14 protein-coding genes are annotated in these 21,094 nt (G+C 51.6%); 6 read left to right on the top strand and 8 right to left on the bottom strand.

Annotated features, from left to right (window positions below):
- Nucleotides 1–158: 158 nt before the first annotated feature.
- Complete coding sequence (gene bglX, locus N7268_RS13840) at nt 159–2,456, bottom strand: beta-glucosidase BglX (protein ID WP_260863324.1); 2,298 nt, start codon at nt 2,454–2,456, stop codon at nt 159–161.
- Between the two features lie 232 nt (nt 2,457–2,688).
- Here bglX and dld point away from each other — a divergent pair, with 232 nt between their 5' ends.
- Nucleotides 2,689–4,407: a D-lactate dehydrogenase gene (dld, locus tag N7268_RS13835; RefSeq protein ID WP_260863323.1), complete on the top strand. Its 1,719-nt coding sequence runs from the start codon at nt 2,689–2,691 to the stop codon at nt 4,405–4,407.
- 97 nt (nt 4,408–4,504) lie between these two features.
- On the opposite strand, the gene pbpG is transcribed toward dld, so the two are convergent.
- Nucleotides 4,505–5,452 (bottom strand): D-alanyl-D-alanine endopeptidase, encoded by a 948-nt coding sequence (gene pbpG / locus N7268_RS13830; protein ID WP_260863322.1) that lies wholly within the window; start codon nt 5,450–5,452, stop codon nt 4,505–4,507.
- 179 nt (nt 5,453–5,631) lie between these two features.
- On the bottom strand, nt 5,632–6,219 hold the full coding sequence (locus N7268_RS13825) for a Yip1 family protein (protein WP_198904661.1): 588 nt from the start codon (nt 6,217–6,219) through the stop codon (nt 5,632–5,634).
- A gap of 161 nt (nt 6,220–6,380) precedes the next feature.
- Here N7268_RS13825 and N7268_RS13820 point away from each other — a divergent pair, with 161 nt between their 5' ends.
- Nucleotides 6,381–6,950: a DedA family protein gene (locus N7268_RS13820; protein ID WP_260863321.1), complete on the top strand. Its 570-nt coding sequence runs from the start codon at nt 6,381–6,383 to the stop codon at nt 6,948–6,950.
- Nucleotides 6,951–6,986: 36 nt separating this feature from the next.
- On the opposite strand, the gene mdtQ is transcribed toward N7268_RS13820, so the two are convergent.
- Nucleotides 6,987–8,426, bottom strand: a complete 1,440-nt coding sequence (gene mdtQ / locus N7268_RS13815) for a multidrug resistance outer membrane protein MdtQ (protein WP_260863320.1) — start codon at nt 8,424–8,426, stop codon at nt 6,987–6,989.
- Between the two features lie 482 nt (nt 8,427–8,908).
- Nucleotides 8,909–11,521, bottom strand: a complete 2,613-nt coding sequence (pepN, locus tag N7268_RS13810) for an aminopeptidase N (RefSeq protein WP_260863319.1) — start codon at nt 11,519–11,521, stop codon at nt 8,909–8,911.
- Between the two features lie 266 nt (nt 11,522–11,787).
- Between pepN and pncB the strand changes: the two genes are divergently transcribed.
- The 4 genes from pncB (at nt 11,788) to aspC (ending at nt 17,634) form a co-directional block, all read left to right on the top strand.
- Nucleotides 11,788–12,990, top strand: coding sequence for a nicotinate phosphoribosyltransferase (gene pncB / locus N7268_RS13805; RefSeq protein ID WP_260863318.1), 1,203 nt, complete (start codon nt 11,788–11,790; stop codon nt 12,988–12,990).
- A 165-nt stretch (nt 12,991–13,155) separates the two neighbouring features.
- Nucleotides 13,156–14,556 carry an asparagine--tRNA ligase gene (gene asnS, locus N7268_RS13800; RefSeq protein ID WP_198904681.1) on the top strand — a complete coding sequence of 467 codons (1,401 nt, stop codon included), beginning with the start codon at nt 13,156–13,158 and terminating at the stop codon, nt 14,554–14,556.
- A 614-nt stretch (nt 14,557–15,170) separates the two neighbouring features.
- Nucleotides 15,171–16,259 carry a porin OmpF gene (ompF, locus tag N7268_RS13795; protein WP_260863317.1) on the top strand — a complete coding sequence of 363 codons (1,089 nt, stop codon included), beginning with the start codon at nt 15,171–15,173 and terminating at the stop codon, nt 16,257–16,259.
- A 184-nt stretch (nt 16,260–16,443) separates the two neighbouring features.
- Complete coding sequence (gene aspC, locus N7268_RS13790) at nt 16,444–17,634, top strand: aspartate transaminase (protein ID WP_260863316.1); 1,191 nt, start codon at nt 16,444–16,446, stop codon at nt 17,632–17,634.
- Nucleotides 17,635–17,692: 58 nt separating this feature from the next.
- Here the strand turns inward: aspC and N7268_RS13785 are convergent, their stop codons facing one another.
- From N7268_RS13785 to ldtD, 3 genes are all read right to left on the bottom strand, one after another.
- Nucleotides 17,693–18,340, bottom strand: coding sequence for an MBL fold metallo-hydrolase (locus N7268_RS13785; RefSeq protein WP_260863315.1), 648 nt, complete (start codon nt 18,338–18,340; stop codon nt 17,693–17,695).
- A gap of 28 nt (nt 18,341–18,368) precedes the next feature.
- Nucleotides 18,369–18,917 carry a YcbK family protein gene (locus N7268_RS13780; protein ID WP_198904685.1) on the bottom strand — a complete coding sequence of 183 codons (549 nt, stop codon included), beginning with the start codon at nt 18,915–18,917 and terminating at the stop codon, nt 18,369–18,371.
- Nucleotides 18,918–19,093: 176 nt separating this feature from the next.
- Nucleotides 19,094–20,845: a L,D-transpeptidase gene (gene ldtD / locus N7268_RS13775; protein WP_260863314.1), complete on the bottom strand. Its 1,752-nt coding sequence runs from the start codon at nt 20,843–20,845 to the stop codon at nt 19,094–19,096.
- Nucleotides 20,846–21,094: the final 249 nt, after the last annotated feature.

Below are 21,094 nucleotides of genomic sequence, written 5' to 3'. Positions count from 1 at the left end.
GCGCAGAGGAAAAAGCATAGTTGAAAAATCTGGCATTAACCTGCCAATGGGAGGCTAAAGAAGGAAATTATTCCCAGTAACCTGGTGATAAGTAACGCCTGGCAGCGCCCGATGCGCAAAAAGAAAAGGCCGGGAACCCGGCCTTTGTTCGCAATCAATTACAGCAGTTCAAACTCACCCTGTTTCACCCGTGCAGAATCAACGCCGATAAAGACGTTAAATTTGCCCGGTTCCGCATCGTATTTCATACGCTGGTTCCAGAATTTCAGCGCGTCAATATCAATCGGGAAACTGACAGTCTGCGTCTCGCCTGGCTTGAGATTGACTTTCTCAAACCCTTTCAGCTGTTTTACCGGACGGCTCATTGAGGCAGTCACATCCTGCAAATACATCTGAATGACCGTCGCACCTTCGCGCTTACCGGTATTGGTCACCTGCACGCTGGCAGTTACCGTTCCGTCACGTTTCATTGTCGGCGATGAAAGTTTCACATCAGACACGGTGAAGGTGGTGTAGCTCAGGCCGTAGCCAAAGGGATACAGCGGCCCATTCGCTTCGTCAAAGTAGCGCGAGGTGTATTTATTCGGCTTATCGGCGTTATACGGACGACCGGTATTCAAATGGCTGTAATAGACCGGGATCTGCCCGACAGAACGCGGGAAGGACATCGGCAGCTTACCTGACGGGTTGTAATCGCCAAACAGCACATCCGCAATCGCGTTACCGCCTTCCGTACCCGCGAACCAGGTTTCCAGAATCGCATCGGCCTGCTGATCTTCTTTCACCAACGCTAACGGACGACCGTTCATGAGCACCAGTACCAGTGGTTTACCGGTCGCTTTCAGTGCCGCAATCAGGTCTCGCTGGCTCTGCGGGATAGTGATATCAGTACGGCTGGAGGCTTCATGTGCCATGCCTTGTGCCTCACCGACCACCGCCACGACCACATCAGATTGCTTCGCGGCATTAACAGCTTCGTCGATCATCGCCTGTGGAGAGCGCGGGTCTACCTTCACTGCCTCTTCGTACAAATTGAGGAAATCGACAATGCCTTTATCGTTAGTGATATTGGCTCCTTTGGCATAGACCACTTTGCCTTTCTCACCCAACGCGTTTTTAATGCCCGTCAGCACCGTCACAGATTGATCGGCAACACCCGCAGCTGACCAACTGCCCATCACATCACGTTTGCTGTCTGCCAGCGGGCCGACAACCGCAACGGTCGCAGATTTGCTCAGCGGCAATGTTTCCAGACGGTTCTTCAACAGCACCAGGCTTTCACGCGCCACTTCACGCGCTTCTTTGCGATGCAAACGACTTTCTGCGTTCGTGTCCTGTGGGTCAGTCTCTTTCGCCCCCAGATGGCTGTACGGATCGTTAAACAGCCCCATATCATATTTCACGTTCAGCACATGGCGCGTCGCATCATCCAGCTCTGCCATCGTGACTTTGCCTGACTTAATCAGGCCGGGCAGATACTTACTGTAGTACTCGTCGCTCATGCTCATGTTAATGCCGGACTTGATCGCCACGCGTACAGCATCTTCAGGATCGGAGGCGGCGCCGTGCTTGATCAGTTCTTTAATGGCGCCATGATCGGAAACCGTAATCCCCTTAAAGCCCCACTCGTCGCGCAGGACGTCTTTCAGCAGCCAGGCATCAGAGGTTGCCGGGGTGCCGTTAAGCGAATTAAGCCCCACCATTACCGCACCGCTGCCGGCATCCAGCCCGGCTTTGTACGGCGGCATGTAGTCGTTAAACAAACGCTGCGGGCTCATATCAACGGTGTTGTACTCTTTGCCGCCTTCCACTGCGCCATAGGCGGCAAAGTGCTTGACGCTGGTCATCACGGAATAGCGGTCAGCCGGGCTTTTCCCCTGCATCGCTTCCACCATGGTTTTGCCCATTGTGGCCGTTAAATACGTGTCCTCGCCGAAACCTTCGGAAGCGCGTCCCCAGCGTGGATCGCGAGAGACATCGACCATCGGCGCCCAGGTCATATTCAGGCCATCGTCTGCGGCTTCATAAGCGGAAACGCGACCGACCGTTCTGACTGCATCGAGATTAAAAGAGGATGCCAGACCGAGGCTTATCGGAAATACGGTGCGTTGGCCGTGCAGCACGTCATACGCGAAAAAGAGAGGGATTTTCAGGCGACTGAGTTCCATCACCTGATCCTGCATTTTACGGATATCCTGGCGCGTAACGGTGTTAAAAATTGCCCCCACCTGCCCGTCTTTGATCATCTCACGGATGGCTTCTTTCGGGTTATCAGGCCCGACGCTTATCAGTCGTAACTGCCCGATTTTCTCATCCACGGTCATTTGCTTGAGTAAATCGGTAACAAACGCATCCCGTGCTTCAGGTGTCAAAGGATGGTCACCAAACAGGGAGTTCGCCAGCGCTGGCTGCAACGCCAGGCTCACCGCGACACCTACAGAACATAGCCATTTCATGTTGATTCTCTCTTTATTTTTTCCCGCTGAGGCAGCGAAAATATAACAAAAACCGCAGTTTGCCGTAAGCCTAAACGGGAGAGACAAAGAAAGCTAAGGTTATTCTCTGAATTTTCAAAACCAGAGTGAATGAATGCAACTCAACCCAAAGACAAGCTAAATGAGAAAGCGTATTGTCATACAAAGCGCTATGCTTGTTCCTGATATTGAGTCCCACCACAAGGAGTGGAGAATGTCTTCCATTACAACAATTGATAATAAAGCTTTTCTGAATGATCTGACCCGTCTGGTGGGTCATTCTCACCTGCTCACCGATCCCGCTAAAACCGCCCGTTATCGCAAGGGCTTTCGCTCTGGTCAGGGCGATGCGCTCGCCGTCGTTTTTCCTGGCACACTATTAGAACTGTGGCGCGTCCTGAACGCCTGCGTGAACGCGGATAAAATTATTCTGATGCAGGCCGCCAATACCGGCCTGACCGAAGGCTCTACACCCAGCGGCAACGATTACGATCGCGACATTGTCATTATCAGCACGCTGCGCCTCGACAAGCTGCACGTCATCGGCAAAGGCGAACAGGTTCTGGCATATCCCGGCACCACGCTCTATTCGCTGGAAAAAGCGCTGAAACCTTTTGGTCGCGAGCCACATTCGGTGATCGGTTCTTCCTGTATTGGTGCTTCCGTCATTGGCGGTATTTGCAACAACTCCGGCGGCTCGCTGGTACAGCGCGGCCCGGCATATACAGAGATGTCGCTGTTTGCCCGCATTGATGAACAGGGTAAATTACAGCTGGTCAATCACCTGGGCATTGAACTGGGTCAGACGCCGGAGCAGATCCTCAGCAACCTTGATGACGAACGTATCAAGGAGAATGATGTACACCACGATGGCCGTCACGCGCACGATCACGATTACATTACCCGCGTCAGAGATATTGAAGCCGACACCCCTGCTCGCTACAACGCGGACCCGGATCGCTTGTTTGAGTCCTCCGGTTGCGCGGGAAAACTTGCAGTTTTTGCCGTGCGTCTGGATACCTTTGAAGCCGAGAAAAACCAGCAAGTCTTTTATATCGGCACGAACCAGCCAGAGGTGCTGACCGAGATCCGTCGTCATATTCTGGCGAAGTTTGAGCACCTGCCGGTCGCCGGTGAATATATGCACCGCGATATTTACGATATTGCTGAGAAATACGGTAAAGACACGTTTTTAATGATCGACAAGCTCGGCACCGACAAAATGCCGTTCTTCTTTACCCTGAAAGGTCGCACCGATGCGATGCTGGAAAAAGTGAAAATTTTCCGCCCGCACTTTACTGACCGGGCTATGCAGAAATTTGGCCATCTATTCCCCAGCCATTTGCCGGCGAGAATGAAAAGCTGGCGCGATAAATACGAGCACCACCTGTTGTTGAAAATGGCAGGCGGCGGTGTCGCTGAAGCGCAAAGCTGGCTGACCGAGTATTTCAAAACTGCCGAGGGGGATTTCTTTGCCTGTACGCCAGAAGAAGGCAGCAAGGCATTTCTGCACCGCTTCGCGGCGGCTGGCGCGGCTATCCGTTATCAGGCCGTTCACGCAGATGACGTTGAAGATATTCTGGCGCTGGATATTGCCCTGCGCCGTAACGACACCGAATGGTACGAGCATCTGCCGGCGGAAATTGACAGCAAATTAGTCCACAAACTCTATTACGGCCACTTTATGTGCTACGTCTTCCATCAGGATTATATTGTGAAGAAAGGCGTGGATGCGCATGCACTGAAAGAGCAAATGCTGGAATTGCTGCATGAACGCGGGGCACAGTACCCGGCAGAGCATAACGTGGGACACCTGTACAAAGCACCGGAAACACTGACGCGTTTTTATCGCGAAAATGACCCTACTAACAGCATGAATCCGGGTATCGGTAAGACAAGTAAGCAGAAGTTCTGGAAAGAATCGCAGGAGTGAGAAGCGTCAGCGCCATCGGACTCGTTGCCGAAGGCGCTGCACTTGCCCGGCCGACATCAATACTCATGTGCAGGCCGGAAAAGGTGTCGCCAACGCGTTAATCGTTCTGCGCGGTTTGTTCACCCGTTGTTGAACCGGTCGCCGCCATCTGCGCGGCTTTTTGTTTCTTATAGCTCAACGCCGCCGCCGGAACAGGCATCACTTTGCCGGTTTCAATCCAGGTACGTAAACGGCTGGCATCCGCAAAGTGCGTATATTTACCGAAGGCATCCATCACCACCAGCGCAACCGGCTTGTTATTGATTACCGTACGCATCACCAGACAGTGACCCGCCGCATTGGTAAACCCGGTTTTGGTTAACTGAATATTCCAGTTATCGCGGTACACCAGATGGTTCGTGTTGCGAAATGGCAGCGTATAAGCCGGGTTGGCAAAGGTCGCCATATCTTCACGGGTCGTACTGAGCTGACCAATCAGCGGATATTGTTTGCTGGCAATCAGCAGCTTGGTTAAATCACGCGCAGTCGAAACGTTGTGAATGGATAGCCCCGTCGGTTCAACAAAACGCGTCTGGGTCATCCCCAGCGACTTCGCTTTGGCATTCATCGCCTTGATAAACGCGTTGTAGCCGCCCGGATAATGATGCGCGAGGCTCGCCGCCGCACGGTTTTCTGACGACATCAGCGCCAGCAGAAGCATGTTTTTACGGCTGATCTCGCTGTTCAGGCGTACGCGGGAATAGATGCCTTTCATTTCCGGCGTCTGACTAATATCCACTTTCAGTTTTTCATCCAGCGGCAGCCGCGCATCAAGCACAACCATCGCTGTCATTAATTTGGTAATCGACGCAATCGGACGCACGAGATCCGGGTGGTTCGAATAGATCACTTTGTTGGTGTTCAGATCAACAATCATCGCACTGCCGGACGCAATCTCAGGTTGAGAAGCGGCTGCAGTCGTGGCCGTTTTCGCCACGGCCTGGGGTGCAAAAGGAACAGCCAGCACCAGGGCAAGGCTTAATAATGAAACTCGGAATTTCAGCATGATGAGATTTCTGATAAGGATTCACGCACGTGACAACGCACACCGCCAGAGATAAGGATTATCTCAAGCTAGCTCAGGCATCATAACCACCCGACAGCGTCGCCGCTACAGAAGAATCATCTCGAAATGCTGCATTGCTGGCTTTTGCACCAGCAATGCAGCGCAGACAGGTTTATCCGTCAGAATAACCGATAGCCATAACCCCACAGGATCACCGTTATCGCCAACAGAACTTCCAGCACCAGGACACCAATCGCCAGCGTTGAACTGGAAAAGCTAAGGCCTTCCTCTTTGCTGATATTCAGGAACGTCGGAATGCCGAGATAGAGTAAATAACCGGTGTAAAACAGCGCGACTGTCCCCACTAACGCGCAAAGCCAGACCAGTGGATACAAGGCCACCAGGCCACTTAAAAACAGCGGTGTGGCGACATAGCCTGCAAAGACCATACAGTGTGCCAACGACGGACGCTGCGGATAATTGCGCGCCATCCACCAGATGACCCGCCCCATGACAGCCACGCCTGCCAGCATCACACCGTAAAACAGAATTGCCATCGCAAATCCGGTTAACAGGGAGAGTTGCAATACGTTGCCATCGCCAAAATTCCAGCCGATTTGTGTCGTACCGATAAATGCGCAGACAACGGGAATGGCCGCCATCAGCAGTACATGGTGGGTATAGTGATGCGAAACTGTTTCGTTTTCGCTGTTGATCACGTGCATTTCACGATCGGGATGGGAAAACAGCCCCCAGACATGGTTCATACCGCCCCCTTCTTGTCAGCTCCGGACCTCAACACTTCAAGTATAATTCAGCTTTTGATTATTTTATGTACACAGCCAAAATACCGATGCGCTGAGTGGGCTTTTACGGCATCAATAATTCATAGGGTGTATGCTAAGGAGTGTGGAGGTCATACAAACGTATGGATATAAACAGCATTATTGCGCAGTACGGTTACGCTGCATTGGTGATTGGCAGTCTGGCCGAAGGGGAAACCATCACCCTGCTCGGCGGTGTCGCCGCCCATCAGGGATTACTTCAATTTCCGCTGGTGGTCATCTCCGTCGCACTGGGGGGAATGATTGGCGATCAGTTGCTCTTTTTCCTCGGACGTCGGTATGGCGGCAAAATTTTACGCCGATTCTCCCGCCATCGGGCAAAAATTCATTACGCGCAGAAAATGATCCAACGACGCCCTTACCTGTTCGTGGTCGGTACACGCTTTATGTACGGATTTCGCGTCATTGGTCCCTTGTTGATTGGCGCCAGCCACTTACCGCCAAAAATCTTTATTCCGCTGAATATTTTGGGGGCCGTTGTCTGGGCGTTGCTGTTTACCACCCTCGGCTATATTGGCGGAGAAGTGGTTGCTCCCTGGCTGCACAGCCTCGATCAGCACATCAAACACGGAGTATGGCTGGTTCTGATCGTGGGCATTGTGGTTGCTACCCGCTGGTGGATGAAACAGCGAAACAAACGAAAAGCACAGTAACGCTGGCCCGAAACAGAAATCTGCCGGGCCAGACAATCAGGATGCGTGGTACCCACCGCCCAGTGCATTGGTCAACTGAATCGAGGCGTCCAGCCACTGACCTTGTAAAATCAGACCGTTACACTGCTCACGTAACGCCGGAATTTTAGCCTCACTGACGCGGGAGCCCGCAATGATGCCGGCATTGAACCGTGCCTGTGCCAGTTCCACAACGCGCTGCGCATCATGCTCGATTTGATGCTGATGCTGGTTTTTCTGTGCCAGCGTTTCCACTTGCGTTGCGGTGCGCGCCACATCATTTACCGCATCCACCACGGCTTTGTTGTAGTTAGCCACCGTCAGGTTGCTTTGCGCTTTGGTCATGTCGAGATTGGCGTTCAGCCTGCCACTGTCAAAAATGGGCAGCGTCAGCCCGGCAGTCACGCCCATTTGTTGCGCGGAATGACGGAAGAGATCGCTCAGATGTAGCGCATCCTGCTGCAGGAAGGCCATCAGATTAACGTCGGGATAAAACGCCGCTTTTGCCGCATCAACACTGCTCAGTGAGGATTCTATGTACCAGTGAGCAGCCTGCAAATCCGGGCGGCGCGCCAGCAGCGAATAACCTAACCGGGACGGCAACTGGCTTTCCACCACCGGCATCATCGCGGTATGGAGCGTCAACAAAGAAGATTGTGTATTGGTCAGCGCGCTCAACCGCGCTTCGATCACCTTCATTTTTCCGCTGACATCGTTCAGTTGCTGCTCCGTTTTGCGCGAATCGATATCGGTTTCAACACCTTCTACCGAGGAGGTGAGGCCATTTTGATACAGCTCGCGATTCACGGTAATCACGTTTTGTTGCTCAGTTTCGATTTGCATCAGCACCGTTTTCAGCGCAGCCTGCGTCTGCCATTCCCAATACAGACGGGATACCCCGCTTGCCAGCAACTGTCGGGTTTGCTCCCGCTCTGCTTCACGCGCTTTTACCGCGCCAATACGCGCCGTCACCTCTGCCCGATTCTTGCCCCACAAATCCAGATCCCAGCCCGCAGTTAAGCCCAATGTGCCGTTGGTGTACCACGGCCCCGTCGTACCCGCTGCGGGATCGGTGAGCGCGAATGGGCCCATCAGCCCCTCGGCAGACATACGTTGACGCTCAACGTCTGCGGAAAAATCAATTTGTGGACCGTCCTGCGCCTCAACAGCCTTCGCCTGCGCTTCAGCCAGTTGAATACGTTGTTCTGCGACCTGCATATCGGGAGAATTTCGAAGCGTGCTGTCAATCAGCGCATTCAGCTGCGGGTCATGATACGCCTTCCACCATTGGCTATCGGGCCAGCCATTTTTTAACGCCGCGGGTAACGTAGAATCCATCTTCGCAGCAGGCGTCTGCTGTGACAGCAACTGACGGGTATCATGCATGGGCGCACACCCGGACATAAGAAGATAAAGTGGCAGGCATGCCGTGGCGATAAAAACAGAATGACGATTCATGAGGTTTTCAGGTAAGAAATGATGCGCAGAGATTACGACTTGTCGCCCTCACTTTTTTAGTTACGCGTGGCAATACACCTTTGGAAATCAAAATAAATAATCGGAAAAACATATACCTAGTAAATAACACATTATTAATAATACTAATATTTTATGTGTTACGGCAAAAAGCCGATTTTGCTGCTAAGCCACCTGTTTTTACCCCATTGCCGCTCCAGGCGGGCGACGAGAAAACTATCGCAATCCAACAACCGGTAACCTGCTTACCCGCGTTGCCAGGAAAATTTTCCAATATCTTCCTATACTCAGCATGAACTTACCAAAAAAGGGAAAGTTAATGAAAATACTGCTGTGGGTTATTTTAATTATTTTTCTGATTGGATTATTGGTGGTAACAGGCGTGTTTAAGATGATTTTCTGACATCAAAGCCGGTTGTAAGCGGCCGGATAAGACGCATCAGCGTCACTATCCGGCCAACTTATCAGGCGAGTGCCTTCGTGATTTTTTCGAACAGATCGCCGGAGAGATTCTCCAGTCCTTTCAGTTGCTCCAGCGCCGCACGCATCTTCGCCTGACGTTTCGTATCATAGCGTTTCAAACGAATCAGCGGTTCGATCAGACGTGAAGCCACCTGCGGATTACGGCTGTTCAGTTCGGTGAGCATATCGACCAGGAACTGATAACCGCTGCCATCTTCCGCGTGGAACGCCGCCGGGTTGCTGCCCGCGAAGGCACCAATCAGCGAACGGATACGGTTTGGGTTACTCATGCTGAAAGAGCGATGCTTCAACAGGCCGCGTACCGTATTCAGCACGTTATCTGCCGGGCTGGTGGATTGCAGGATAAACCATTTATCCATCACCAGACCGTCATGGTGCCACTTATCGTCATACTCCTGCATCAGCGCATCACGACATGGCAGTTGCGCCGCAACAGCGGCTGACAGCGCCGCCAGCGCATCGGTCATGTTATTGGCTTCGCGGTACTGCTTGCTCACCAGTGTGTCCGCCAGATGCGTTTCGCCAAAGGCGAGGAAGCGCAGGCAGGCATTGCGCAGCGTACGTTTGCCGATATCAGCGTGTTCGACACGGTACTCATCAAGATGATTGGCGTTATAAATGGCCAGGCACTCATCCGCTAACTCCGCAGCCAGCGTACGGGTCAGCGCTTCACGCACCTCTGTGATTGCCACCGGATCGATAATCTCGAACAGCTCAGCCATCTCGTTTACCGAAGGCAGTGTCAGGATCTCAGCCGCCAGCGCGGGGTCGATCTTCTCATCAAGCAGGATTGCACGGAAAGCATCCGCAACGTGCGCTGGCAGAGACAGCGGTTGACCCTGCTGATGGCGGGCTACGTTCAGTTTGATATAGGTTGCCAGCAAGCTTTGCGCCGCATCCCAACGGGAGAAATCGTTACGCGCGTGACGCATCAGGAATGTCAGTTGCTGATCGCTCCATTTATATTCCAGTTTCACCGGGGCAGAGAATTCGCACAGCAACGCCGGAACCGGCTGGAAGTAGACGTTATCAAAGACAAACGTCTGTTCCGCCTGGGTGACGTTAAGCACGGAATTCACCGGATGTCCGCCTTTTTGCAACGGGATCACTTTGCCTTCGTTGTCATAAAGTTCAATGGCGAAAGGAATATGCAACGGCTGCTTTTCCGCCTGATCCGGCGTAGCAGGCGTACGTTGACTGATCGTCAGCGTGTACTGCTCGGTGCCTGGATTGTAGTCATCACGCACGGTCACCACGGGTGTACCGGACTGGCTATACCAACGACGGAAATGAGACAGATCGACGTTGGAAGCGTCTTCCATCGCCTGCACAAAATCGTCACAGGTCGCGGCGCTACCATCGTGGCGCTCGAAATAGAGCTGCATCCCTTTCTGGAAATTAGACTCGCCCAACAGGGTGTGGATCATACGAATCACTTCTGCACCCTTTTCGTACACGGTCAGGGTATAGAAGTTGTTCATCTCAATGACCTTATCCGGGCGGATAGGATGCGCCATCGGGCTGGCGTCTTCGGCAAACTGCAGGCCGCGCATCGTACGCACGTTACTGATACGGTTTACCGCGCGGGAACCGAGATCGGAACTGAACTCCTGATCGCGGAATACGGTTAAGCCTTCTTTCAGACTCAACTGGAACCAGTCGCGGCAGGTTACGCGGTTTCCGGTCCAGTTATGGAAATATTCATGGCCAATGACGCGCTCAATATCGAGGTAATCTTTGTCGGTCGCAGTATCGGTACGCGCCAGCACATACTTGGAGTTAAAGATGTTCAGACCTTTATTCTCCATCGCCCCCATATTAAAGAAGTCCACCGCGACAATCATATAGATGTCGAGGTCATACTCCAGGCCGAAACGCTCTTCATCCCACTTCATGGAATTTTTCAACGAGGTCATCGCCCACGGGGCGCGATCCAGGTTTCCGCGATCGACATACAGTTCCAGCGCCACTTCACGCCCGGAGCGCGTCGTAAAGGTATCGCTCAGTACATCGAAATCACCGGCTACCAGCGCGAACAGATAGCAGGGTTTCGGGAATGGATCCTGCCACTGCACCCAGTGACGGCCATTTTCCAGCTCGCCCTGCGCGATACGGTTACCGTTAGAAAGCAGGAACGGATATTTGGTTTTGTCAGCAATAATCTTCGTGGTAAACCGCGCCAGTACGTCCGGGCGGTCAAGATACCAGGTAATATGGCGGAAACCTTCCGCTTCACACTGAGTACACAGTGCGTCGCCGGACTGATACAGTCCTTCCAGCGCGGTATTTGCCGCCGGGCTTATCTCATTGACAATACGCAGCGTAAAACGCTCAGGCAGGTGGCTAATGACCAACGCCCCCTCTTCTTCCTGATACTCTGTCCACGGTTCGTCGTTCACGTGGATAGACACCAGGGTCAGGTCTTCGCCATTCAGACGCAGAGGCGCATCAGAGGCACCATGACGGACAGCCTGGCTCACGGCAGTGACCACGGTTTTTTCAGCATCCAGGTCAAAGGTCAAGTCAATATCAGTAATCTGGTAATCCGGTGCACGATAGTCGTGACGGTATTTGGCTTGTGGCTGTTGTGTCATAAAAAAACCTTTAGCATCTTTTGTAGAGTTCCGGCTTCAGTCTATTCCTGTTGTGTAAAACGCGCTACGCAGAATGTTCATCTTTTCAGGCACAAACACCCTTTTTGCTACATTTTAATAACACGAGGCACGAATTGCCCTCGACCATAAAGCGTGCTTATGGTGTGATCGGGGTTCAATAAATCGCTAAACAGGGTATACTCCAGCGGTTTTCTTAGTTGTTTATTGTACTAAACGCTCCCGTGAGAGGATGCTACTGCGCACCTATGACACAATTCGCATCTCCTGTTCTGCACTCGCTGCTGGATACAGACGCTTATAAGTTGCATATGCAGCAAGCCGTTTTTCACCACTACTATGATGTGCAAGTAGCGGCTGAATTTCGTTGCCGTGGCGATGACCTGCTCGGTATTTATGCCGACGCTATTCGTGAGCAGGTGAATGCTATGCAACACCTGCGACTTCAGGAGGACGAGTACCAGTGGCTCTCCGGCCTGCCCTTCTTTAAAGCGGATTACCTCACCTGGTTACGCGATTTCCGCTATAACCCGGATCAGGTCTGCGTCACTAATGATAATGGTAAGTTGAACATCCGTTTAACAGGTCCATGGCGTGAAGTGATCATGTGGGAAGTTCCGTTGCTGGCTGTTATTAGCGAGCTGGTGCACCGTTACCGTTCACCGGAATCCGGTGTCCCGCAGGCGCTGGATGAACTGGAAGGCAAACTAGTCGAATTCTCTGCTTTAACGAAAGATGTCGATATGTCCCGCTTCCATCTCATGGATTTCGGCACCCGTCGTCGTTTTTCACGCGAAGTACAGCAAGCGATTGTTAAACGTCTCCAGCAAGAGCCGTGGTTTGTCGGCACCAGTAACTATGATCTTGCTCGCCGACTGTCGTTAACACCGATGGGCACCCAGGCGCATGAATGGTTCCAGGCGCACCAACAGATCAGCCCCGAGCTTGCCACCAGCCAACGCGTTGCGCTTGCCGCATGGCTGAATGAATATCCCGACCAGCTCGGCATTGCCCTGACCGACTGCATCACCATGGACGCGTTTTTACGTGATTTTGGCGTTGAGTTTGCTACCCGTTATCAGGGGTTGCGCCACGACTCAGGCGATCCGGTGGAATGGGGTGAAAAAGCCATAGCCCATTATGAGAAACTGGGGATTGACCCGCTCTGCAAAACGCTGGTGTTCTCGGATAATCTTGACCTGAAGAAAGCGATTGAACTCTATCGCCACTTCTCTTCTCGCGTACAGCTGAGTTTTGGCATCGGAACGCGCTTAACCTGCAACATTCCTCAGGTGAAGCCGCTGAATATTGTTATTAAGCTGGTTGAATGCAATGGCAAACCGGTGGCGAAACTGTCAGACAGCCCAGGTAAAACCATCTGTCATGATAAAGCGTTTGTCCGCGCGCTGCGTAAAGCCTTTGATCTTCCGCATATCAAAAAAGCCAGTTAATCTCTTCAGGGGGTCTTTTCGACCCCCTTTTCATGTTTATTTCCGAAATCTTTCGTTCCAGCTACGAATTCTGCTTGTCTGATTACAGATGCCAGGTAACATAGGTATCCCCCCATTACGGGTGGACATGTGTTTATATTTCCGACTATTAACAGAGAGAATATTATGAGCGTTGTGCCTGTAGCCGACGTACTCCAGGGCCGCGTAGCCGTTGACAGCGAAGTCACCGTGCGCGGATGGGTGCGTACCCGCCGAGATTCAAAAGCTGGCATCTCCTTCCTCGCCGTTTATGACGGTTCCTGCTTTGATCCTGTACAGGCCGTCATCAATAATTCTCTGCCCAATTACAATCAGGACGTATTACGTCTGACGACGGGCTGTTCTGTTATCGTAACGGGTAAAGTCGTTGCGTCACCAGGACAGGGACAGAGCTTTGAAATTCAGGCCACTGAGGTTGAAGTCACGGGCTGGGTTGAAGATCCAGATACTTACCCGATGGCGGCAAAGCGTCACAGTATCGAGTATCTGCGTGAAGTAGCGCACATGCGTCCGCGTACCAACATGATTGGTGCCGTTGCACGTGTACGTCATACGCTGGCGCAGGCGCTGCATCGCTTTTTCCACGAGCAGGGTTTCTTTTGGGTATCCACACCGCTGATTACCGCTTCTGATACGGAAGGTGCCGGTGAAATGTTCCGCGTTTCTACGCTGGATCTGGAAAACCTGCCGCGTAACGATCAGGGTAAAGTCGATTTCGACAAAGACTTCTTTGGTAAAGAAGCTTTCCTGACCGTTTCAGGTCAGTTGAACGGTGAAACCTACGCCTGTGCACTGTCCAAAATCTACACCTTTGGACCGACTTTCCGTGCAGAAAACTCCAACACCAGCCGTCACCTTGCTGAGTTCTGGATGCTGGAGCCGGAAGTGGCATTCGCCGATCTGAACGATGTCGCGGGTCTGGCTGAAGCCATGCTGAAATACGCCTTTAAAGCCGTACTGGAAGAACGTCCGGACGACATGAAATTCTTCGCCGAACGTGTCGATAAAGAGGCGATTTCACGTCTGGAGCGCTTCATTGAGGCTGACTTCGCGCAGGTAGATTACACCGACGCGGTGAGCATTCTGGAAAAATGCGGTAAAACGTTCGAGAACCCGGTTTACTGGGGCGTGGACTTGTCTTCTGAGCATGAGCGTTATCTTGCCGAAGAGCACTTCAAAGCACCGGTCGTGGTTAAGAACTACCCGAAAGATATTAAAGCATTTTACATGCGCCTTAACGAAGACGGTAAAACCGTTGCCGCGATGGACGTACTGGCACCGGGCATCGGTGAAATCATCGGGGGTTCTCAGCGTGAAGAACGTCTGGACGTACTTGATGCCCGTATGCTGGAGATGGGCCTGAACAAAGAAGATTACTGGTGGTACCGTGACCTGCGTCGCTACGGCACCGTACCGCACTCCGGTTTCGGTCTGGGCTTTGAGCGTTTAATCGCTTACGTCACTGGCGTACAGAACGTCCGTGATGTGATCCCGTTCCCGCGTACACCGCGTAACGCCAGCTTCTAATCGTTCATTTCTAATACAAAGGCCAGCACTGCTGGCCTTTTTCATATCGCTGTCCCCATCTTTTTTTATGTGATGTGGACGCGCTTTTCGACACAAACGCAATCCTTCTGTTCATTTCTTCCTGTTACTTAATATTTCCCTGCAACACATTAGAACAAAAAATAATCACTAATTTTATTGTGGATTAGCATTTTCTGATCCAATAGACCATTTTTTAACCACTCACACAGCATTCCGGACGTCCAAAAATACTCACTTGTAAAAATGCTTCTTTCCTGGAGATGCGCAAAAAAAGAACGTTATACAAATTAAACATAAGAAAATCATATAAATAGAAATATAGGCGGTGATAATTAGCGCAAAGACACCTGAAATTTGAAGTTGTTCACAAAGTTGCACAAAAATAACATTTGGTTACACATTTTTTCTTTTTGAAACCAAATCTTTATCTTTGTAGCACTTTGACGGTAGCGAAACGCTAGTTTGAATGGAAAGATGCCTGTCAGACACATAAAGACACCAAACTCTCATCAATAGTTCCGTAAATTTTGATTGACGGAATTTATTGGCGGCAGTGGCAGGTGTCATATAAAAACCAATGAGGGTAATAAATAATGATGAAGCGCAATATTCTGGCAGTGGTTATCCCTGCTCTGCTGGTAGCCGGGGCAGCGAACGCTGCAGAAGTTTATAACAAAGATGGCAACAAGCTGGATCTGTACGGTAAAACCGTAGGTCTGCACTATTTCTCTGACAACGCTGATAACGATGGCGATCAGACTTATGCTCGTCTTGGTTTCAAAGGGGAAACTCAGATCAATTCCGACCTGACTGGTTACGGTCAGTGGGAATACAACTTTGCCGGTAACAACTCTGAAGGCGGTAGTGACGCTCAGAACGGCAACAAAACCCGTCTGGCATTCGCTGGTCTGAAATTTGGCGATGCAGGCTCCTTCGACTACGGTCGTAACTACGGTATCGTTTACGATGCGCTGGGCTACACCGATATGCTGCCAGAGTTTGGTGGTGATACCGCATACAGCGACAACTTCTTCGTGGGTCGTGTTGGCGGCGTTGCAACCTACCGTAACTCTAACTTCTTCGGTCTGGTTGATGGCCTGAACTTCGGCGTTCAGTATCTGGGTAAAAACGAGCGTGATGGCAACACTGGCCGCTCTAACGGCGACGGCGTTGGCGGTTCTGTAAGCTACGAAATGGATGGCTTCGGTATCGTTGGTGCATACGGCGCTGCCGACCGTACCAACGCACAGCAAAACTCCTTCTACGCTAACGGCGGGAAAAAAGCTGAGCAGTGGGCGACCGGCGTGAAATACGATGCGAACAACATCTACCTGGCAGCGAACTACGGCGAAACCCGTAACGCAACCCGCCTCTCTACCACCCAGAATGGCGTGACCACCAGCGGCTTCGCCAACAAAACTGAAGACTTCTTTGTTGTCGCTCAGTACCAGTTCGATTTCGGTCTGCGTCCGTCCATCTCCTACAACAAATCTAAAGCGAAAGACGTAGAAGGCGTGGGTAACGAAGATCTGGTGAACTACATTGAAGTAGGCGCCACTTACTACTTCAACAAAAATATGTCCACCTATGTTGACTACCAGATCAACCAGATCGACTCTGACAACAAACTGGGCGTGAACTCTGACGACACCGTTGCACTGGGTATCGTTTACCAGTTCTAATAGCAGACCTCTTTGTTAAATGCCTAAAAAACAGGACTTCGGTCCTGTTTTTTTTATGTCTGCCAGCGGATTCTTGCGTCTTCAAAAAACAGCCCTGCTTTTTATCGCTAACAGTTGGCATTTTGTAAATCTACCGTTAACCTGATAGCGGACTTCCCTTCTGTAACCACAATGGAACCTCGTCATGTTTGAGAACATTACTGCCGCTCCTGCCGACCCAATTTTGGGCCTGGCTGATTTGTTTCGTGCCGATGACCGCCCAGGAAAAATAAATCTGGGAATCGGTGTATATAAAGATGAGACAGGCAAAACGCCGGTGCTGACCAGCGTTAAAAAAGCCGAGCAATATATACTGGAAAATGAAACGACCAAAAACTACCTTGGCATTGACGGTATTCCAGAGTTTGGTCGTTGCACTCAGGAATTGCTGTTTGGTAAAGGTAGCGTGCTGATTAACGACAAACGTGCACGTACCGCACAGACCCCTGGCGGTACTGGCGCACTGCGCGTGGCTGCTGATTTTCTGGCAAAAAATACCACCGCAAAACGCGTGTGGGTGAGTAATCCAAGCTGGCCGAACCACAAGAGCGTCTTTAACTCTGCGGGTCTGGAAGTTCGCGACTACAACTATTACGATGCGGAAAACCATTCATTAGACTTTGATGCCATGCTGGCAAGCCTGGCTGAAGCCCAGGCGGGTGACGTGGTGTTGTTCCACGGTTGCTGCCATAACCCAACCGGTATTGACCCAACGCTGGAGCAGTGGCAAACGCTGGCGCAGCTGTCTGTCGAAAAAGGTTGGTTGCCGCTGTTCGACTTCGCTTATCAGGGCTTTGCCCGTGGTCTGGAAGAAGATGCCGAAGGTCTGCGCGCATTCGCCGCGCTGCACAAAGAACTGATTGTCGCCAGCTCCTACTCCAAAAACTTTGGCCTGTACAATGAGCGCGTAGGCGCTTGTACGTTGGTTGCCGCCGATACCGAAACCGTTGACCGTGCATTCAGCCAAATGAAGTCTGCGATTCGTGCGAACTATTCCAACCCACCGGCACACGGTGCATCGGTTGTCGCAACGATTCTCAGCAACGACGCGCTGCGCGCTATCTGGGAGCAGGAACTGACTGATATGCGTCAACGCATTCAGCGTATGCGTCTGCTGTTCGTGAATACGCTGCAGGAAAAAGGCGCTAACCGCGACTTCAGCTTTATCATCAAACAGAACGGCATGTTCTCCTTCAGCGGCCTGACCAAAGAACAGGTTCTGCGTCTGCGTGAAGAGTTTGGTGTTTATGCTGTCGCTTCCGGACGTGTAAACGTGGCAGGAATGACGCCAGATAACATGGCGCCACTGTGCGAGGCGATTGTCGCTGTACTGTAAGCGACTACGCACGAAAAAGGCCGCATAAGCGGCCTTTTTCATTTATCTGACATCATCATTACCAGACAGGCATTTCATCCTGCAGGAACGGGTTATGCAACCGTTCGTAACCCAGCGTTGAGAGCGGCCCGTGACCTGGAATAAACGTCACATCGTCACCCAAAGGCAACAGCTTACGTTTAATTGAGTCAATCAGTTGGCTGTGATCGCCACGCGGAAAATCACTGCGCCCTACGCCACCTTTGAAAATCACATCGCCTGAAATCAGTAACTGCGACTGTTTATCAAAGAAAACCACATGACCTGGCGTGTGACCAGGGCAATGCAACACCTGTAATGTCACGTTGCCGATGCTGACCTGATCGCCTTCATTCAACCAACGATCAGGCGTCAGCGGTTCACACTCACCGAGACCAAACATGCGACTCTGAGCAGGAAGACCCTGCAGCCAGAACTCATCTTCTTTTTCCGGGCCGATAACCGGTACGCCATAATGCTGTGCCAGTTCAGAGGCTGCCCCTACGTGGTCAAGGTGACCGTGGGTAAGCAGGATCTGCATTAGCGTCAGGCCGCTGGCATCCACTTCCTGTTTGATTTTTTCGGCATCGCCGCCGGGATCGACCAGCGCCGCCAGACGGGTTTGCTCACACCAAATCAGCGAGCAATTCTGGGCGAATGCAGTGACCGGAATAATACGATAATTCATACAGCTCCTGTTTCATTAAGCTTACAGATCACCAGTGCCGTGCAGGCCCGGTGTCAATATGCACAAAGTTACTGCGTGGGTAGTATCCTACACCACCTGCGCGCATAGATAACGCTGCTTTGCGAATATTACTTAATGCGATACCTTCAATATGGAAATCCATTGCCTGCCCTTTCGTGTGGTAGCTTTTCTTTGCCACACCACGGCTGCGCGCACGCAATTCGTTGTTGGTATCGATGGAGCGATAGCCGGAGATGAGCTGTACAGGTTTACTTGTACCCAACAGGCCTTGCAGGCGGAAAAGCTGATCGAACAATCCAGGGTCGATGGACTTTACTTTATTGGCCCGAAAATCACGGAAAAAGTGGTTAAGTTTTGCTAATTCGTCCTGAATATAGCCCCGGCCATCAAAAAACTCTGCTTTAATTGACTCGCCAGTATGAAGGTTATTCAGAGTCAATATACGCGGACGTGGGGTAGAGAGTGTTGCAAACGCAGGCGTAGGCAGGATGGCAGCGCCGAGGGCAATGCCACCAAGCGCCAGCAATTTGCGGCGATTAGCGTCAAATTTGTCCATGGTATTAAGGTCTACAGGTCAATGTTATCGTGTATATGCTTCAGCGCACGCGGGAAACCTTATCTGGCTAAGTAGTCTACGTCAAGGCTCCCAACCCCAGGAAACACGGGGCTTACAGCGATTTTGCCCCGTTTCCATCGTAACTTACGACAATCATTTTCCTCGAACTGCTTCATTTATCTGATTAATTGTTCAGCTTTTGACACAATTTGTGCACTGGATCGCGCAGTCAGATCGTAATTGTAAATATCTGTACGATATTGAGTACGACCATCGGCCCCAACAAATGCGGTCAGATAGTAGAGATTGACGGGAATATTCTGGCGAATATTGACGTACCGCGTATCCCCTTGCTTCAGGGCATCTGAGATGCGCGTATCATTCCAGCCCGCATCCTGCAGCAGCATATTCGCCAGTTCAGACGCTTTGTTCACGCGCACGCAGCCGGAGCTTAGCGCCCGTGTATCCTTCTGGAACAAATTGTGATTCGGCGTATCGTGCAGATAAATCGCATCGGAACTTGGCATATTGAATTTATAGCGTCCCAATGAGTTACGCGCGCCCGGCGCCTGCTGGAAGCGGAACGGCAGATTTGATGGCGTGATGGTTGCCCAATCCACCTGCCACGGGTCGATTGCCTCTTTACTGTTCCAGCCACGCATCACGGTATACCCATGGCGCTCAAGATATCCCGGATCGTTCCAGACCTTAGGCAGAATATCTTTACGGGCCAACGTCGGCGGGACGTTCCACGGTGGGTTAACAACCACGTTATTCAATGCACTGCTCATCATGGGCGTTTTACGATCAGGACGCCCGACGATTACGCGGGAAGCCAATACCTGGTTTCCGTTCTGATAATAGACCAGAGAATAAGCCGGAATATTCACCATGATGCCGGTAGAAAGATCGCCTGGCAGCAGACGTAAACGCTGAATATTCAGTGCCAGCACACCCGCGCGTTGTGCCGGCGTCACGTTCAGCCAGTCGCGCGTGGCAGGACCAATCGTACCGTCGGCCCCAAGCCCCTGCCATGTCTGAAAACGCTTCACCGCGTCCACAAGCTGGCGATCGTAAGCGCCACGTCCTTCTGAAGCTGATGTGCTGACCGTGGTCTCCAGCATCCCGGTACGCCGCAAAATTTCACGCAGCGCGGGAATGTCTTTACTCCATTCACCCGGACGCAAGGTCGTGGTGCTGGTGAGTTGAGGCCACGGACGTGAATCCCCCACCAGCTTCAGCAACGACGCATGCATTACAGCATATTGTGGATGCTGAGGTGTCAGGCTGGCAACGAAAGAGGTTAACTGACCATTATCCAGAGCCACCTGCCATTGGTTAATGACCGAAATGGGCGGCGTCGTTAAGGCATAAGGCTTATCGCTATAAAGCCAGCGGTTACCTTTGACGGGGATATTGGCAATAAAGTGAAGATAGCCCATCATCGCGTCGGAGAGTACGGCATCTCGCGCCATCCCCGTTACGCCTGGGTCAGTCAGTAACGCAACCCAGGTGGTAAACTGCGGCTGAAAACCGGCAATGGCGACCTCAGCTAACTGTTGCTGAAAGGCCTTTACCGCATCGCGATTTTCCCACATCGGTTTCATTTCGCGTGCGGCGTACAGCAGTTCCAGTTGGCTCATATACACCGGCGAAAAACCTGCCGGAAGTTGAGATTGCAATTCCGTGCGGGCTTTATCCACTGACGCGCCATCCGGCAACGACTGAATACCTGCCATGACGGCTGTTGCGAAAGACTGTGCCTGCGGCTGTGATAGCGCAGTGGGTTGTTCACTGACGGCCGCTGAGCTGTCGCCAGGAATCATTTCAGGCTCATCGGCCTGCGCATTGAACAGTGGAGCGAATGTTACGGCCAGGCACAAACTGATTGCCGACAGCCGACGACCACACATTTTATTAAGCAACATCCCTTGCCCCCTGTTTTCTTTATCATACTTTGAATAGCCAGGCCGTCTGCATTCCCGTTTATTGTCACGGGGACGAACCTGTAAAACGCCAATACAATCTGAAGTATGACGAGCAAGCCTGGTTACGCGTCAGGCTTACCTTCAGTATATAAACATCAAATCGTTTTTGCCTGACCTAATGTAAAGAAGTTTAAAGAAATTATGCCAGGCATTCTACGTTTTCAGAAAAGAACAAGGCGGCCTTTTAGC

The organism is Citrobacter sp. Marseille-Q6884 (genome assembly GCF_945906775.1).
Classification (GTDB): domain Bacteria; phylum Pseudomonadota; class Gammaproteobacteria; order Enterobacterales; family Enterobacteriaceae; genus Citrobacter.
The sequence above is the reverse complement of the archived record's forward strand: the minus strand, read 5'-3'. Positions and strand labels throughout refer to the sequence as shown.